The organism is Shewanella sp. GutDb-MelDb, from assembly GCF_002836075.1.
Classification (GTDB): Bacteria; Pseudomonadota; Gammaproteobacteria; order Enterobacterales; family Shewanellaceae; genus Shewanella.
This window is the reverse complement of the sequence record NZ_PJBM01000135.1, coordinates 1-17,436: the sequence shown is the minus strand read 5'-3', so window position 1 is coordinate 17,436 and position 17,436 is coordinate 1. Positions and strand designations below refer to the sequence as shown.

General features: G+C 42.5%; 17 protein-coding genes and 1 other RNA gene. 9 read left to right on the top strand and 9 right to left on the bottom strand.

The genetic code is table 11. From position 1 onward, the window contains the following. Nucleotides 1-554: EAL domain-containing protein (locus CXF82_RS05500; protein WP_145991657.1), on the top strand; the 554-nt coding region annotated here is incomplete at its 5' end. A 142-nt stretch (nucleotides 555-696) separates the two neighbouring features. On the opposite strand, the gene CXF82_RS05495 is transcribed toward CXF82_RS05500, so the two are convergent. The 3 genes from CXF82_RS05495 to CXF82_RS05485 form a co-directional block, all read right to left on the bottom strand. Continuing rightward, entirely contained in the window at nucleotides 697-1,137 is a 441-nt protein-coding gene (locus CXF82_RS05495; protein ID WP_102043788.1) for a DUF6538 domain-containing protein, read from the bottom strand. A 103-nt stretch (nucleotides 1,138-1,240) separates the two neighbouring features. Next, nucleotides 1,241-1,337: signal recognition particle sRNA small type (ffs, locus tag CXF82_RS05490), an RNA gene on the bottom strand. A gap of 193 nt (nucleotides 1,338-1,530) precedes the next feature. Continuing rightward, nucleotides 1,531-1,842 carry a ComEA family DNA-binding protein gene (locus CXF82_RS05485; RefSeq protein WP_102043787.1) on the bottom strand — a complete coding sequence of 104 codons (312 nt, stop codon included), beginning with the start codon at nucleotides 1,840-1,842 and terminating at the stop codon, nucleotides 1,531-1,533. A gap of 386 nt (nucleotides 1,843-2,228) precedes the next feature. On the opposite strand from CXF82_RS05485, the gene CXF82_RS05480 reads away from it, so the two are divergent. Next, a complete protein-coding gene (locus CXF82_RS05480) occupies nucleotides 2,229-3,623 on the top strand; it encodes an SLC13 family permease (protein WP_101093578.1) in 1,395 nt (464 codons plus the stop codon). A 104-nt stretch (nucleotides 3,624-3,727) separates the two neighbouring features. Here CXF82_RS05480 and CXF82_RS05475 read toward each other — a convergent pair whose 3' ends face one another. From CXF82_RS05475 to pspA, 6 genes are all read right to left on the bottom strand, one after another. Beyond that, nucleotides 3,728-4,906 carry a trans-sulfuration enzyme family protein gene (locus CXF82_RS05475; RefSeq protein WP_101093579.1) on the bottom strand — a complete coding sequence of 393 codons (1,179 nt, stop codon included), beginning with the start codon at nucleotides 4,904-4,906 and terminating at the stop codon, nucleotides 3,728-3,730. A gap of 325 nt (nucleotides 4,907-5,231) precedes the next feature. Then, nucleotides 5,232-6,332 (bottom strand): TIGR01620 family protein, encoded by a 1,101-nt coding sequence (locus CXF82_RS05470; protein ID WP_102039647.1) that lies wholly within the window; start codon nucleotides 6,330-6,332, stop codon nucleotides 5,232-5,234. Nucleotides 6,333-6,338: 6 nt separating this feature from the next. Further along, nucleotides 6,339-7,784 carry a YcjX family GTP-binding protein gene (locus CXF82_RS05465; RefSeq protein WP_101093581.1) on the bottom strand — a complete coding sequence of 482 codons (1,446 nt, stop codon included), beginning with the start codon at nucleotides 7,782-7,784 and terminating at the stop codon, nucleotides 6,339-6,341. 68 nt (nucleotides 7,785-7,852) lie between these two features. Beyond that, the gene (pspC, locus tag CXF82_RS05460; RefSeq protein WP_101093582.1) at nucleotides 7,853-8,248 is read right to left on the bottom strand and encodes an envelope stress response membrane protein PspC; all 396 of its coding nucleotides are present in this window, start codon (nucleotides 8,246-8,248) and stop codon (nucleotides 7,853-7,855) included. Nucleotides 8,249-8,314: 66 nt separating this feature from the next. Beyond that, a complete protein-coding gene (gene pspB / locus CXF82_RS05455; RefSeq protein ID WP_101093583.1) occupies nucleotides 8,315-8,548 on the bottom strand; it encodes an envelope stress response membrane protein PspB in 234 nt (77 codons plus the stop codon). A 20-nt stretch (nucleotides 8,549-8,568) separates the two neighbouring features. Then, nucleotides 8,569-9,252 carry a phage shock protein PspA gene (gene pspA, locus CXF82_RS05450; protein WP_101093584.1) on the bottom strand — a complete coding sequence of 228 codons (684 nt, stop codon included), beginning with the start codon at nucleotides 9,250-9,252 and terminating at the stop codon, nucleotides 8,569-8,571. Between the two features lie 177 nt (nucleotides 9,253-9,429). On the opposite strand from pspA, the gene pspF reads away from it, so the two are divergent. The 7 genes from pspF (at nucleotide 9,430) to fabV (ending at nucleotide 17,163) form a co-directional block, all read left to right on the top strand. Beyond that, nucleotides 9,430-10,476, top strand: a complete 1,047-nt coding sequence (pspF, locus tag CXF82_RS05445; protein WP_102039648.1) for a phage shock protein operon transcriptional activator — start codon at nucleotides 9,430-9,432, stop codon at nucleotides 10,474-10,476. A gap of 65 nt (nucleotides 10,477-10,541) precedes the next feature. Next, entirely contained in the window at nucleotides 10,542-12,170 is a 1,629-nt protein-coding gene (locus CXF82_RS05440) for an ABC transporter substrate-binding protein (protein WP_101093586.1), read from the top strand. Beyond that, a complete protein-coding gene (locus CXF82_RS05435) occupies nucleotides 12,170-13,201 on the top strand; it encodes an ABC transporter permease (protein ID WP_101093587.1) in 1,032 nt (343 codons plus the stop codon). The genes CXF82_RS05440 and CXF82_RS05435 overlap by 1 nt, the downstream gene beginning before the upstream one ends. After that, entirely contained in the window at nucleotides 13,188-14,078 is an 891-nt protein-coding gene (locus tag CXF82_RS05430) for an ABC transporter permease subunit (RefSeq protein ID WP_101093588.1), read from the top strand. The genes CXF82_RS05435 and CXF82_RS05430 overlap by 14 nt, the downstream gene beginning before the upstream one ends. A 4-nt stretch (nucleotides 14,079-14,082) precedes the next feature. Then, entirely contained in the window at nucleotides 14,083-15,090 is a 1,008-nt protein-coding gene (locus CXF82_RS05425; RefSeq protein ID WP_101093589.1) for a peptide ABC transporter ATP-binding protein, read from the top strand. Continuing rightward, nucleotides 15,071-15,856, top strand: a complete 786-nt coding sequence (locus CXF82_RS05420; protein WP_101093590.1) for an ATP-binding cassette domain-containing protein — start codon at nucleotides 15,071-15,073, stop codon at nucleotides 15,854-15,856. Before CXF82_RS05425 ends, CXF82_RS05420 begins: the two co-directional genes overlap by 20 nt. 104 nt (nucleotides 15,857-15,960) lie before the next feature. Beyond that, the gene (gene fabV / locus CXF82_RS05415) at nucleotides 15,961-17,163 is read left to right on the top strand and encodes an enoyl-ACP reductase FabV (protein ID WP_102043786.1); all 1,203 of its coding nucleotides are present in this window, start codon (nucleotides 15,961-15,963) and stop codon (nucleotides 17,161-17,163) included. The last annotated feature ends 273 nt before the right edge of the window (nucleotides 17,164-17,436 follow it).

Genomic DNA, 17,436 nt, shown 5'->3' with positions numbered 1-17,436 from the left:
TGATTCAAAAAGCCAAAGACGATTTTACTCACCATAGCCAAAGCACTCATCAATTATCTCCCTCGTTTTTTTGTGCTTTTAATCTCACAGCATCACAAATCGAAAGTAATGAATTTATTGATAAACTGTTGTTAATCTTTACTGGATACCAAGGGTTTGTTGCAGCGTTCGAGATAACAGAACGTCAAAAGTTTAATGATGAAGAAGCCGCTAAGCATAACCTAGGACGACTTCAATCATGTGGATATCAAATTAAACTAGACGATGCTGGTACCGGTTATGGTGGGTTTAACTACTTCCTTCACTTTAATATTGATAGCATCAAAATAGACAAAATGTTCATCGATATTATCGGTCAAGCGGATTTAAAAATTAGCGTCCTTAATGCCATCATTGATATGGCAAAATCACTTGAGCTAACCATAATTGCAGAAGGTGTTGAGACTCAAGCTCAGGTCGACTTCTTATCAGAGAAAGGTGTCGATTTACTGCAAGGTTATTATTTTTCTAAACCTGTACCTTATGACCAACTAAATATGGGGGGCAAAGACTAAACCACCCTTGTTAAGTTCTGCAGGACTAGTGATGGGACTCTACTGGCTTAATGTAGCCTTTGTTGCCCATAATCTCTTGGCCTTAAATAGTTACAGCTTTTAATCTTATCAAGCAGCTCTACTGCGAAGCATAACGCTTCCATCAGTATCTATCAGGTATACAGGGAGGTATAAGCCTAAGGTCACCAGTCAATTTAATCATAGCTTTAAACACCTGACGATTTACTTGCTCAGTGTGTGGTGACCAAGCACCTTGTTCCAATTTCTCTTGGCAAAACTCTTCTATAACTTGGGTTAGACGAGAGGATTTATGAGGAGTATCGACTATATTAGTAGTAATAGTAGAATCAATGACTTGGACATCACCATTATCAGCATTATCATCGGCAACACTTCTTAATTGAGTCAGCACTTTCCATGACTTACGTGGAGCTTCCAATCTATCTTTGGTAGCTAATGACTTTCTAATTTCGCGCTTACCTAGAATTGAGCGTTGCTCTTCAGGTACGACTATTCGCGCATACCAGATGCCATGACGAGATTGGAACAAATAAGGGGATGAAACAGATTTACTTTTACTCATAGAGTGTACCACCAAGTGTATCACCTGAGGTCATTCTGAGCTAAGCTTTTGATTTACTGAAATTAGTGTAATAAAAGAATGGTTTACTGGGAGATTGGAGGTTTCCCCAGAGCCACACCTCGGCACATGAGTCACTTGCTGCGGTTGCTCCCTTCCAGGTCTGGCCGAGTTCACAAGTTATCATTGCGAGGGGACCCTAGGGTCACCATTGATTTCGTTGAGAGCAGATACTCTCAAGAACGGCAGCATTATCTACTATGAATGCATTCCAATCAAGTCATTATCGCATTAGAAGCCTGAGTATTGGTTCAATTGCTGTTTCTATAAACAAAAGCCCTCATTTGAGGGCCTATTTGTGCTTTATCTACCAACATAAATTCAAAACACACTTGCTTACAGGCTAAGAACGGCTTTATTTTGTTCAATTAGCTTGTCACCAATGCCCTTTACATTCGACAATTGATTAATCGAATCAAATTTCCCATGTGTTTTCCGATAATCAACAATCGCTTTAGCTTTTGAATCGCCAATGCCCCGCAATAACGATAACTGCTCAACACTAGCTGAATTGATATTCACAACTTGAATATGATCTTGAGTACTCTGAGTAACACTCTCTGGCTCTACTTTTTCGATTGCCGCCTGAACAGCAGGTAAAAACATTAAGTTTGATATCATTAAAACGGATAGTAGTTTTTTATACATGATTTATTTCCTTATGTGATCCTTTAGGTTGTAGCCTTCATCCCTTTCCTTAGCTACCTGCAAAATGTAGATCACAGCCACGATATTAGCCAATAGGAGACCAACATCTCACGCTAAAGTTCTACAGCGCGATCTTGATCACAGAATCTGCACGACACTAAACTTTCAATTTAGTCACCGAGCTATTTGATAAGGTTAACTTTGATAGATTATTTCGTAAGCAGCAGACGTTTATAGCCGTTCAACATCAAATATATAATCACTATCGCGAACTACATCACCTAAATAGCAGTACGATTCTGTCATGGAGTTACAGCCGGAGTTATTTTGAAGTTAATCGTTACTCATCTAGAGTGTTGTCATCGACCATAATAATGGACATTAAAATGTCAATAGACTCTACTGAAGTTCCCAACAAGATCAGCGGTAAAATAACCGGACAGCAAAAGAATCTGTTAATACTGGCCGCTGATATTATATTACTGCTGCTAATGTATAATTTTCTTCCATTTGAACAGGGAGTTAATACAGGTCTTGCACTATTGACCTTCGCGGCGATATTGTGGCTGACAGAAGCTATCCATATCAGTATTACAGCCATTATGATCCCGATCCTCGCGGTACTTTTTGGGGTATTTGAAACCAAAGCTGCGATGAGTCATTTTGCCAACCCCATTATTTACCTTTTCTTTGGTGGTTTTGTTTTAGCTGCCGCTTTGAATCATCAAGGAATTGATAAGTTAATAGCCCAGAAGGTATTAACGGCATCAAAAGGACGCTTATCTGTAGCCTGTGTCATGCTATTTGGGATCACTGCGGGGCTATCTATGTGGATTAGTAACACCGCAACCACTGCAATGATGTTACCGCTAGCACTGGGGATTTTGCATCAAATAGATATCAAAAAACACAGAAGTACTTACTTGTTCTTGCTTCTCGGTATTGCCTATTCAGCAAACATTGGTGGTATTGGTACGCTGGTAGGTAGCCCCCCAAACGCGATAGCGGCTGCGCAAGTTGGCTTATCATTTAGTGACTGGCTTGAGTTCGGGCTTATTACCGTGGCGATTATGTTACCGCTGATGTTAGTGGGTCTTTACTTATATTTAAAACCCGACCTATCTATGATTTGTGAGATAAAAACTGAAAAGCAATCACTCACCTTCCAAGGTAAATTGACTTTATTAATTTTCATCACCACAGTCTGCTGCTGGATTTTCAGTAAACCTATTTCACAAGCTCTTGGGGGCATTGGCCAGTTCGATACTGTCGTCGCACTCACTGCCGTTGTCACTCTTGCAGGTCTTGGCTTAGTGAAGTGGAAGAAGATAGAAACAACGACTGATTGGGGGGTATTGATATTGTTTGGCGGTGGTTTGACGCTAAGTGCAGTGCTTAAGGAAACGGGTACCAGTGTTTTCCTAGCCCATTGGGTAACCGATATATTCGGTAATACACACATGGCATTGTTTACCTTTGCCGTTATCGCCTTTGTTGTCATGCTAACCGAGTTTGCCAGTAATACTGCCAGCGCAGCGCTATTGGTGCCAGTGTTTGCAGCTATCGCTGAAGCACTTGGCCTATCACCGGTAATGCTGTCTGTACTGATTGGTATCGCTGCCTCTTGTGCATTTATGCTTCCTGTTGCGACCCCCCCCAATGCCATCGTGTATGGCTCTGGTTATATTAAACAGTCAGAGATGATGCGAGCAGGCGTTATCATAAACTTTATCAGTATGTTTGCGCTTTATATCATTGCGCACACTTTCTGGAATATCTAACGCTACACATCGTCCCACTATAACGGTGATGTTCAATTGTAAATAAACAAAAAGCGCTGTAAGTGTTTGCTCACAGCGCTTTTATATTGTCCAAAAAATCTAAATTATAAAGCCGCTAAACCTTCGTCTAACGCCGTTATAATATCTTCTACCGCTTCTAAGCCTACTGAGATCCTCAGTAAATTGTCAGTGATGCCGGCTTTGGCTCTCTGCTCTTCGGTATAGGGGGAATGAGTCATTGAGGCTGGATGCTGGATAAGCGACTCTGCATCCCCCAAACTGACTGCAATCGAAAACAGTTCCAATTGATTAATAAAGCCGATGGATGTTTGTAAATCAGCGTCCAGCTCAAACGCTATCACCCCGCCAGCGCGCTTCATTTGACGGCCTATTAATGCATTACCGCGATGGCTCTTCAATCCTGGATAATACACTTTGGAGACTTTAGGATGGTCTTCCAAAAATTGAGCAACAACCTCTGCACTATCACAATGTCGGTTAATTCTAACATCCAGGGTTTTAAGCCCTCTTAAAATAAGCCAAGCATCATGAGGAGAGATCACGCCACCAATGTCTTTGAGTACTTCATACTTAATGACATCCATTTGCGCACTACTGGCACACACAATACCGGCGATAACGTCACCATGACCATTTAAGTATTTGGTGGCACTGTGGATCACAATATCAATACCGTGCTTAATAGGTTGCTGCAGTAACGGGGTCATAAAGGTGTTATCGACAACACTGACTAAATGGTACTGTTTGGCAATACGAGCTATAGCATCCAAATCGAACACCTCAAGATGAGGGTTAACTGGCGTCTCACAAAAAATAACTTTGGTATTCGGTTTAATTGCCGCTTCAATCTCCGCTAGGTTACAAAAATCGACCAGGGTCACTTCGATACCGAACTTTTTCAGCTGCGAATTCATCAGCGCAAACGTACAACCATAGACTGCATTTGAGGCAACAAGGTGATCGCCCATTTGAAGGTTGGCTAATAGTGCAGCGGAGACGGCAGCCATACCCGATGCTGTTGCAGCGGCGCAATCACTGCCTTCAAGCACTGCAATTTTACGCTCTAACTCTGCGGTAGTAGGATTACCTAAGCGCGTATAAATATAACCCGCTTCTTCACCCGCAAACCTCGCACCACCCTGCTCTGCACTATCAAATACAAAAGTCGCACTTTGACACAAAGGTGATACCAGTGCGCCAGATTCATTTGGCTCTCGTCCAGCATGGATAACTTGTGTTGCCAATTGCCAACTATCTCGCATATCTCTTTCCCTATTTCATGCTTGTGACACAGACGCAATAAAATAATAGTTGTTGTTGTTTTCGTCTGTATAGGGCCAACCAATTCAGAAATTCAAATTTGAAACGACATAGTTGGCAACGATGTACTCGCCATGACCAGCCCATTTTATTGGGTCTCAAGATACAAGTCTTAGCGGGGATATGGTTAAGACAATTACCTTGAACTAGTCCAAGGTAATTACAAAATATTTAGAAAAGATTTATAAGATATTGCTTGTAAAATAAATGTTACGTGCTGAGTTTGTAAGGCAAATAGGCATCAACGAATAGATTGCACAAGGTCATTTATTTGCCGGATACGGTTTGCTTTTCCGCTTTACTCGTTTTAGTGAGCACCATTGAAGTGAGCTCTTTTAGATCTAATAACAGCTCTTTATGGATCCCTTTTAGCGTCGGTTTCGATTGTTGATTAAACTCAAGTGGTCGACACAACGCCATGGCTTGATAGCCTAATCGGGCGGTCAGTAACCCACCGCCAAGGCCTTGTCCTAGTCGAGCAGACACCTTACCGGACATCTCAACAGACAATAGCTGAGTCCCTAAATCTGTCACTATCTCACTGGTACCTGCGTAAATAATATTACTGATAATGCCACGGATCAGTTTAACCCGACTCCAATAGCCAAGCTCGATCCCGTAGCACTTAGCTAACTGATTAATCATACTTTGATTACGCCACAGAATAATCGCCATATCAAGCACCGCCAAAGGACTTGCTGCGAGCAGTAAAGCGGACTCCTGCGCAAAACGTCTAACGATTTTCTTTGCCACTATATCTCGCTCGGTTAATACGGTCGCTTCGAATAATGTCAGCTTTTCAGCATCATTATGCTCAACACTCACCTGTTGCAAGTAGCGTTCATTTTGTATATTTTTAGGCAACTGGCTTAGCAACTTGTCAATAAATGGATCAGCCTCCCCCATCTGCATACTGCTGAGCAGTCGCATGCCTATCGCCTGTGTGTCTTCGACATTTTTAAGCATTTTAAGCTTACGCCATTCCAGAAAACTTACTTTTACCGTCCAAGACACCACTAGCGTGACGACCAAAGCGTATAGCGAAAACAACCACGAACTTTGGATAAAAGCATCATATAGACCCAACACGGTTTCAACGACAGCAATCAGTAGCACACCCAATAAACACGCTTTGCCTAACCAAGCACGTTTACCCGATTTTTTCGACGACAAGTCGCTCTTAAGCGTCGCAACATGGTTAAATTTCTCATCCAATTTAGTCTCAAATTGCTGTTCAGAAAGCGCTTCAATTTCGACAAAGTCGTCATCAGCAGAGAATGTCGCAGAAGGCGCGATTATTGCTTCTCTATCGTCTTCAATATGGTCAAAACGTTGTTGTTTCTTTATTGAAATATTATCAGTAGCCATAAGAAATCACTTTAATTTGTCACCGACTAAGTACTGCAATACATGGTCGAGGCGAATATGGTCAAAATCGGCATTGTTGAGTTGTTTATCAACCGCGGCTCTGGGGGCAAAACTGACAAAATCAAACCCTTGATCCTGCCAGAAACCTGCAGAGGGTAACGCCTTAGGCACCTCTCCAGGGAATAAGGTGACCGGCTCATGACTTGCAAGGTCTAAGCCTTTTACCACCTCGATGTCACGGCCATTTTGTTTCACCATGCCATGAGTCGTCGACTTTATTGCACTGATTGCCATCGTCTCGACCTCACAGCCTTCGAACTTAGCCTGCTGCTGACTTTGATGTACCAGTTGGCTTAGCAAAGAGAGAACATGACCTTGTTGATCTCGTGTGACATGGTCAACTTTACTCGCAGCAAAAAGGAGCTTGTCTATTTTTGGCGAAAATAAACGTTTTAATAAACTAGATTGACCAAATTGAAAACTTTCCATCACAGCCTGAAGTGCGGTTTTCATATCTTCAAACTGCTCTTTTCCACGGTTTAATGGGGTAAAGCAGTCGACTAACACCAACTGACGATCGAATTTGGCAAAATAATCATGGTAAAAAGGCTTCACTACACGCGATATATACTCTGAGTATCGCTGCTTTAAAGTATGGTAAAAGCTGTTTGAAGCACTTTTATCGAGTATCACGAACTGCTCTTCCGTCACATTGATTAAGGGGAAAAGTGCCAGCACAGGTGTTCCAGCAAGTTCGCCGGGTAACAATAACCGCCCTGGTTGGGCATAGTAAAATCCATGCTGTTCAACACAATCTTGCAGCAATAATTGATAGCAATCGGTAATTTGCTGCAACTTTGCTTCATCTGCCGTTGCCGCAAGGTCAATACTATTAATCGCTTGAGTAAACCCAGTGTAATAACTTGAATGCTTGAATACTGAAGTACGTGCTACCTGCGATACAGACCACTGCTGGAAGCTTTGCTTAAGCATTGGCAGGTCAAGTAGCCACTCGCCGGGGTAGTCAACAATGTCGAGATAAAGCGTGGCACTATCAGTAAATTTTGACAATAAGCCCTTCGCTGGACGATAGCGTATCGCAAGTCTTAATTCACTGATATTACGCGTTGATGTTGGCCATGATGACGGCTCTGTGAGAATGGCATTAACTGCCCCTTCATAATTAAAACTCGGAATAGTCAAATTAGGTTGCAGATCTCGCTTCACGCCGTAAAGGCGACTCTCTCTCGCCACTTGCCATAGCGGCAACAGTGTATTGCCCTCAATGACGCCAGAATGCAGCAGTTGATTAACCAGACCTGTGATAAAAGCCGTTTTACCTGCGCCAGCAAGGCCAGTAACAGCAAGACGTAGATGCTTGTCTGTAGTACGAAGCGCTACGGCTTGGGTCTTTTTACCGAACTGTTTAAGAGAACGTTTGATACTTGCCATAGGCAGAAATTGAACCTGTTGAAGGGAGTTCTAGGGCAGTATACGTGTATATGCTGCCCTGGTTCGAACTATAGGTTATTGATTTGATCTTTAAGATCGTAGTTGTCAGATGTTACGTGTCGCTCTAAATTCTGTAATCTAATCTCTAGCGTTCTAAACTGAGTATTTACATCACTTAATGCCATCTTAGCGGGCTCACCGGATTGCCAAACCTTCTTCTTAACTTCAATGTCTTTGTGGTTAAGCTTATTTTTGTCAGTGCCCGGTTTGATGTCTAATATCATCCAAAGTAATACATAGATAATAAACACAATCCCTGTGCCGCCAAGTAAAAATATTGAGGCGGCAACCACTCTGACTAGCCATACTTCAAAATTAAAGTAATCTGCAATCCCTGCACATACACCAGCAATTTTACCTGTTTGAGGAATTCGATATAAAGTTCTGCTTTTGCCTTCACTCATTTCTACTTCCCCCTTTACTTTATGATTAAATTGAAATTATTTGCCTCGCTGGAAAAGTCTGATGATTTATTCATCTCGCCCCCTCCATTGTGGTGCCTCGCTGTCCAAGATGGCCTCAAGCGTCTCAATTCGTTGTGACATCTTGTCAGCCTTGCTTATGAGCTCATTTAATTGACCGAACTCTTCTTCAGTCAATCCTTGGCCAACCTGACGCTTACTTCTGTAGTGCAGTATTAGCCATATTGGCGCAACAATAATTAAGAAAATAATAATTGGTGCGATTAAAATTTCCGGGTTCATAAAACACCTCCAATCCGTTGTTATTTAGCTTTTGCTTTAGTCTTGCTAGCTTTCATTTTAGCTTTAAGCGCTTCGAGCTCATCATTAACAGAGTCTTCTGCTTCAAGTGCTGCAAACTCATCACTTAAGGTATTCTTTTTACCTAGGTCGTAAGCTTCAACTTGTGACTCTAACCCTTCAACTCGACGCTCATATTGCTCGAACTTACTCATCGCGTTATCAATTTTGCTTGAATCAAGCTGCTTTTTCACCTCAAGACGAGAAGAGGCAGTTTGCTTACGCATAATAATAGTTTTTTGACGTACTTTTGCATCAGCTAACTTTTCTTGTAGCTGACCAACTTCCTCTTTTAAACGAAGAATATGTTCCTCTACTACAACCAATTCTGCAGCCAAGCTTTCAGCAAGTTCATTCGCTTTTTGCTTTTCAATCAAAGCGGCTTTGGCAAGATCTTCACGATCTTTAGACAATGCCAGTTCAGCTTTACTTTCCCAGTCCTGTACTTGCTGCTGTACTTTAGCGACGCGGCGAATAATCTCTTTCTTTTCTGCAAGTACTTTTGCAGATGTAGAGCGAACCTCGACCAGCGTATCTTCCATCTCTTGGATGATCAGACGTACCATTTTTTCTGGATCTTCAGCCTTATCAAGTAATGCGCTGATGTTAGAATTTATGATGTCTGCAAAGCGTGAAAAAATTCCCATAATATTTACCTCTAATTAACGTTGGTTTCGATAAATACTATCCAGTATTCGTGCCAACTTTACATTTTAGCTATTATACAATGACTTAACCAAAAACTTAACTTTTACTTCCATTTATAAACAGGGCATCATATTATTATTTTCACCAATTATTAGCGTTAAAGACTAAAACTTACTGTGAGCAATCAATTTCAGCAAGACAATCTTATTGGACAATCTAATGCATTGTTAGAGGTCCTTGAACATATTTCGCAGGTAGCCCCTCTCTCTAAGCCTGTACTGATCATTGGTGAGCGTGGCACAGGCAAGGAGTTAATTGCCGAGCGTTTACATTACCTATCAAAGCGTTGGGATCAAAGCTTTGTTAAATTAAATTGCTCCTCATTAAGTGAGAACTTATTAGAGAGTGAACTATTTGGCCATGATGCAGGTGCATTTACTGGTGCCAATAAAAAACACGAAGGTCGATTTGAGCGTGCCAACGGCGGTACACTATTCCTAGATGAACTGGCCAATACCTCAGGCCTTATTCAGGAAAAGCTATTAAGAGTGATTGAATACGGTGAATTTGAACGTGTCGGTGGCAACAAAACCGTTCACACCGATGTTCGCTTAGTGTGTGCTGCCAATGAGGATTTACCCTCTTTAGCTGAAGCTGGGGAGTTTAGACCTGATTTACTAGACCGATTAGCATTTGATGTTATTACACTGCCGCCGTTACGTCATCGCCCAGACGATATCATGACGCTTGCAGAATATTTTGCCGTTGGCATGGCCAGGCAACTCAAGTTAGAGCTATTTGAAGGCTTTAGCCCCAGCGCAGTAAAGCAGTTAATGGAGTATCGCTGGCCAGGTAATATTCGAGAACTCAAGAACGTTGTTGAACGCAGCGTTTATCGCAACGCTGAATCAGGGACTGCAATCACTCATATCACTATTGATCCGTTTGCATCACCTTATCGTCCAACAACCCGGGTTAAAACCAAAGAGAGACAACAAATACACGATACGCCAGTAGCGAGCGTTGTCGCTGAGCCAGTTAAAACTGACACTATCAACTTCCCAATAGATTTTAAAATCCATTGCGAACAGAATGAAGTCAGTCTGCTAACACAAGCGTTAGAAGCTGGACAGTTTAACCAGAAAAAAACCGCTGAACTGCTTGGTTTAAGCTACCATCAACTTCGCGGGATCTTAAAGAAATACAACTTACTGGATAAATAATTGCTGTTAAGCTCTTGGCACTGTTAAAATGCCTATTAACGTTCAGATCATAAAATGATTGCTTAATGAAACAGCAGCTAAAGCGAATAGGTCTTGTAACCTGTTTATCGGTGATAAACTTGTTACTTGTTGCCTGTGGACCTCAAAAGATCCCCACAGGCTTAGTCTATTGCTCAGAAGGCAATCCTGAAAGCTTTAATCCGCAAACAGTGACATCGGGGACCACCATTGATGCCACCTCACAACAATTGTACGACACGCTCGTTGATTACGACCCAGTAACAAGCTCTATTGTCCCCGCTTTAGCCATATCTTGGCAAGGCAGTGACGATGGCCTGACTTATCGATTTAAACTCCGCAGCGGCGTCCAGTTTCACCACACAGATTATTTCACTCCAACCAGAGACTTTAATGCCGATGATGTTTTATTCTCTTTTAACCGCATTATTGATACCGAAAACCCTTACCATAGTGTTTCAGCAAACGGTTATCCGTTCTTTCAAAGTATTGGGTTAAGTCAAACGATTAAGCAGATTGAAAAAGTCGCTGAAGACGAAATTGTGTTTCATTTAAACGTTAGCGATGCCTCCTTTCTATCCAATCTCGCGACCGGTTTCTCGGTTATTTTGTCCAAAGAGTATGCCGATACACTGCTCGCGCAACATAATCCGGAGCAATTGGATAGCTCCCCCATTGGTACCGGACCTTTTAAACTGACAAAATATGTCAAGAATGAATATATTCGTTATCACCGAAATGAGCAGTTTTGGCGCAAACTTCCCGAATTTGAACATCTGGTTTTTGACATAACACCAAAAAGTACGGCCAGATTAACCAAGCTGATTACCGGCGACTGTAATGTGTCAGCGCTACCTAAAGCAGGTGAGCTTCCCGTTATCAAGCAGCATGATCACTTAGAGCTCGACACCCAACTCGGTTTTAACGTCGCTTTTTGGGCATTTAATACCCAAAAAGTCCCCTTTAACGATGTTAGAGTGAGAAAAGCACTCGCTTATGCCGTTGATAAACAAAATATTTTGCGAGCTGTATACCAAGAAACAGCTATTGAAGCTACTGGCATGTTACCACCACAATCTTGGGCTTATCGATACAACCGCAGTCATTATGATTACAACCCACAAAAAGCTAAAGCGTTACTAAAAGAAGCTGGCATCGAAAAACTCAATATTGATGTATGGGCAATGCCCGTTGCACGTATTTATAATCCTAATACATTAAAAACGGCAGAATTGATCCAGGCCGATTTAGCCAATATTGGCGTCAGTGTCAATATCGTGACCTACGACTGGAGTGTATTTAATCAAAAGCTTAATCGCAGGGATTATGATTCTGTGCTAATAGGCTGGAATGCCGATAATAGTGACCCTGATAACTTTTTCTCTCCCATATTAAGCTGTGATGCACAAAGTTCTTCGAGTAATCGAGCTCAATGGTGCAATCCAGAAATGGACGCAATATTGGCCAAAGCAAAAGCGACTACAATTAAGTCAGACCGAAAAAAACTCTATCAGCAAGCAGAAAAACTCTTTAATGAGCAGCTACCGATGTTACCTTTTGCCCATGCAACTAAGCTCACCTTCAAGCAAAAAAACATCAAACAAACCCAGCTCACTCCTTTTGGTGGGATTTCATTCGAGAACACTATGAAAATAGCCCCTGAGGACATGCACTAATGGGTCGTTATTTATTAAGAAGGCTTAACTTATTCCTCGCCACATCACTGGTCCTTATCGGTGTTTTATTCATTGCTACCAGCCATTTCCCCGTTGAACAACAATATGCGTTGACAGGAATAGCGTCTCCAACAGCAGAGCAACTCGCGTTGAGCCGCAGTGAATATAAGCTCGACAGTAATCAATTTCGTCAGTTTTTGGCCTATACAGAGCAAAGAGTTAGCGGCAACCTTGGTGTTTCTATTACATCACAAAAGCCCGTTATCGATGAATTGATTCAAGTCCTTCCTGCATCGTTCGAGCTTGCTATCGTAGCGGGTATATTGGCGATGTGTCTTGGGGTGCCTTTGGGGATTTTAGCGTCTCTGAGCAAGAACAAAATTACCCAGCACACTATTATGGCGATAACGCTTACCGGCTACTCTATCCCGGTATTTTGGCTAGGATTAACGTTATCACTCTGGTTTGGGGTCGAGCTGGGTTGGTTGCCTATTTCAGGCCGGATCAACTTGCTCTATGAGATTGAGCCAGTGACAGGCTTTATGCTGATAGACACCCTTTTATCTCAATCAATATACCGTATATCTGCATTTCTAGATGCGATGCAGCATATTGTGTTACCCGCAATCACACTGGCAGTATTGCCGTTCACGGTCGTGGTTAGAATCACCCGCTCAGCAATGCTCCATATTATGAATGAGCCTTACATACGTGCAGCTGAAGCTCGTGGACTACACACAGGGACCATAGTGTTACGCCACGCCCTGCCGAATGCCTTTATCCCTGTGCTAAAAAATATGGGATTAATGCTGGGAACATTCGCAAGTTACGCCATGATAGTCGAAGTCATCTTCTCCTGGCCGGGTGTCGGGAGTTGGTTAGTCTCAGGCATATATCAGCGCGACTACACGGTGATTCAAGGGGGAGTATTAAGCGTGGCATTAATTATTATCTTCTTCAGTATTTTCATTGAAGTATTACATAACGCCTTCAATCCAATCAGCAGGAAAGAAATCTATGCCGCGAATTAGCATATATCAGGAAGATGATATCCCCTCGCCTATGCGTAAGCTATGGCAAGCTTTTGCTGATAACCCTTTTGCATTAATGGGTCTATGGGCAGTCATTTGCTTATTGGGCTTGGCTATTTTTGGCCCTTGGATTGCGCCGTTTTCACCAGAGCAACAAGACCCTTTAGCATTACTTTTACCGCCGTCTTGGGATGCTAGCGGTACCGTTGAACACTTTTTAGGAACCGATGATTTAGGCCGAGATATTTTTAGCCGGCTGCTTCATGGAGCACACCTAACATTTGGCATGGCATTGGCGATAGTGACCGCCTCCCTTAGCGTCGGTTTTGTCATCGGCTCGATATCAGGCATGATGAAAGGCCTTAAATCTTCAATTTTGAGCCACCTGCTTGATGCATTATTGTCTATCCCGTCACTACTGATGGCAATTTTAGTTGTCGCCGTCATGGGGCCAGGATTGGGAAATGTATTTTGGGCAGTAGGGATAGCGCTAACGCCACAATTTGTGCGAGCTATCCATCAAGCGGTTCATGAAGAGTTGCAAAAAGATTATGTAACGGCAGCTAAGCTTGATGGTGCAAATTCGATACAAATATTTTGGTACGTTATTATGCCCAATGTCTGGGAAACCGTGATTATTCAAATAACACTGGCGATATCAGCAGCCATTTTAGATATCGCGGCGCTAGGGTTTCTTAATCTCGGTGCACAAGCCCCTAGTCCTGAATGGGGAGCTATGGTGTCCCAAGGCCTCGATAACATACTGACAGCACCCTGGACTGTCACCATTCCCGGTGTTGCTATTTTGTGCAGCGTACTTGCCATTAACCTTGTCGGTGATGGATTAAGGTCGGCGCTATCGCCGATAAGAAACTAACAATATGCCTCTTCTTGATATTAGAAATCTCACCATCGAACTTGACACTCCTCGCGGCCGTGTCAAGGCCCTTGAACGAGTATGCTTAACCATCAACCCTGGCGAACTGCATGGTTTAGTTGGCGAGTCAGGCTCTGGACGCAGTTTGTTGGCAAGAGCCATATTAGGTGTTCCAGGTCACAATTGGACTGTCACTGCCGATCGCATGATGTGGGATGGACAGAACTTGATGGAGATGTCCTCTAAGCAGCGACGAAACTTGATGGGGAGTGAGATAGCAATGATATTTCAAGACCCAACAAGTAGTCTAGATCCTGCGATATCTGTCGGTAGCCAAATTATTGAGGCCATGCCCACCAATAAAAGTTTACCTTTCTGGAAACGTGGCAGATTTAAGAAAAAAACCGCTGAGAAATGGCTACACAAAGTCGGCATTAAGAATACAGAAAAAGTCATGGAGAGTTATGCGTGGGAGCTGTCTGAAGGTGAATGTCAAAAAGTCATGATTGCCATGGCGGTTGCCAATCAACCTCGGTTGCTCATTGCTGACGAACCCACCGATTCGATGGAACTCAGCACTCAAGCACAGATCTTTAGATTACTGAGTAAGCTAAACCAATTGCAGAACGTCTCTATTTTGTTGATTAGTCATGAGCTCGATACTCTGGCAGGCTGGTGCGATCAATTGACCGTTCTTTATTGCGGTCAAGTTATGGAGTCGGGCCCGACGGCGGAACTGCTCAAGCGCCCCTTTCATCCATACACTGAAGCCTTGATCGATAACGCACCAGACTACTCAGGTGAATTAGCGCATAAATCAATGATGCAAACCTTGCCTGGTTCAGCGCCCGCATTGCAACACTTACCCATTGGCTGTCGACTCGGCCCACGCTGTCCGCAAGCGCAAAAAAAGTGCGTCAGTCAACCGAGTTTATGCCATAAGAAAGATCGCTATTTTGCGTGTCACTTCCCATACCACAATGAGTCTTGTAATGACGACACCTCTACTTAAAGTTACTAACCTAAGCAAAAGCTACTATGCTGGTTATAAGCGTTTCAAACGTCAATACAATCAAGCGTTATCACCTGTTTCATTTGAATTAAACACTGGTGAAACGCTCGCGATCGTCGGCGAAACAGGATCAGGCAAAAGCACGATAGCTCGCATTCTTGTGGGTGCGGAGATTAGAAGTGGCGGTGAGATTTTTTTTGAAGGTGAGTCATTAGAGAAACATGATTTAAAACAGCGCTGCCGTATGATCCGCATGATATTTCAAGATCCGAATACATCGTTAAATCCAAGATTAACAATTGGCGATCTACTCGATGAACCGCTTAAATTCAACACCGACCTAACAGAAAAAGAAAGGCGAGCCTTAGTTGTTGATAAGCTAAGAAAGGTCGGTTTATTGTCAGAGCATGTAGACTTCTATCCACACATGATATCTGAAGGGCAAAAACAGCGAGTTGCCGTTGCACGCGCGCTGATGCTTGACCCCAAAATTATCATTGCTGATGAAGCGCTCACCGCGCTCGATCTATCGGTACGAGCACAAATTCTAAATTTGTTACTTGAATTGCAGCAAGAGATGGGGCTTTCTTACATCTTCGTGTCCCATAATATGAATATTATTCGTCACGTTAGTGACAAAATAATGGTGTTAAAAAAAGGCCAACTCATTGAGAAAGCAACCACTGAGCAACTGTTTAATTCACCTCAACACGAATACACTCAGCGACTAATACAGGAGCAAAGTTTGTTTACTCGTAAAAAGTAAACTGCTCCAACCACTGACAAAAATGCTCAAATTAGCGAAAATTGAGTGTCATTTGATGTGAGTTTATTTATCCTAGATACAATTTTTTCAGAGAAATAGAAAATATGATTATCAAACCTAGAACGCGTGGCTTTATTTGTACAACGACTCACCCTGTTGGTTGTGAAGCCAATGTACTTGAACAGATCAACATTACTAAAGCTAAAAGCAAAATTGCTAATGGTCCTAAAAAGGTATTGGTTGTAGGTTCTTCAAGTGGTTATGGTCTTTCTTCTCGTATCACAGCAGCATTTGGCAGTGATGCAGCCACCTTAGGTGTATTTTTTGAAAAGCCAAGTTCAGAAACAAAACCAGGTACTGCTGGTTGGTATAACTCAGCCGCATTCGACAAATTTGCTAAAGCTGAAGGCTTATATTCTAAAAGCATAAACTGTGATGCCTTTAGCCACGCAGCGAAGCAAAAAGCGATTGAGCTGATTAAACAAGATCTCGGTGAAATCGATATGGTGGTCTACTCACTAGCATCGCCAGTGCGTAAGCTACCTGATAGTGGTGAGCTTATCCGTTCATCATTAAAGCCTATCGGTGCACCTTATAAAGCAACAGCCGTAGACACTAATAAAGATATCATCATTGAGGCCAATGTTGAGCCTGCAACAGAGCAAGAAATTGCCGATACCGTCACCGTTATGGGCGGCGAAGATTGGGAATTATGGATGGATGCACTTGCTGAAGCGGGTGTATTAGCCGATGGTTGTAAAACCGTCGCTTATAGCTATATTGGTACCGAGCTGACTTGGCCTATCTATTGGCACGGCGCTTTAGGTAAAGCAAAAATGGACCTAGACAGAGCCGCTCATGCACTTGATGCTAAGCTTTCAGCAACTGGTGGTAGTGCTAACGTTGCTGTACTTAAGAGTGTTGTGACTCAAGCTAGCTCCGCAATACCTGTAATGCCACTTTATATTGCGATGGTATTTAAGAAGATGCGTGCTGAAGGCCTTCATGAGGGTTGTATTGAACAAATCTCTCGCATGTTCAATGAACGCCTTTACAAAGCCGACGGCAGTGCTGCTGACGTTGACGATTGCAATCGTTTACGTTTAGATGATTGGGAATTAAGAGAAGAAATTCAACAACATTGCCGCGATCTTTGGCCACTAGTGACATCAGAAAATCTTTCTGAGCTCACTGATTACCGTGAATATAAAGAAGAGTTCTTAAAGCTCTTTGGTTTCGGTGTTGAAGGCATAGATTATGAGCAAGACGTCAATCCAAATGTCGAATTTGACGTTGTATCTATCTAAATAGAGATAACGTTAGGGAAACGCCGCTTTATGCGGCGTTTTTTTATGTCTTCAATTTATGCTTTAACGACATATAACGCCTATCCCCCTCCAAGCTCCCCCTATGAAGCACAAAAATAGAAATAGTTGTCTACAGAGCGATTGAATAGCTTTAAACCACTTTATTCACCAATATTAATCATCAGCATCGACAGATATCTAGTAACACTAACAATAAAATCGAATCCACTCTTTACTAACTAGCAGACACAAAAAAGCCGGCTCATGCCGGCT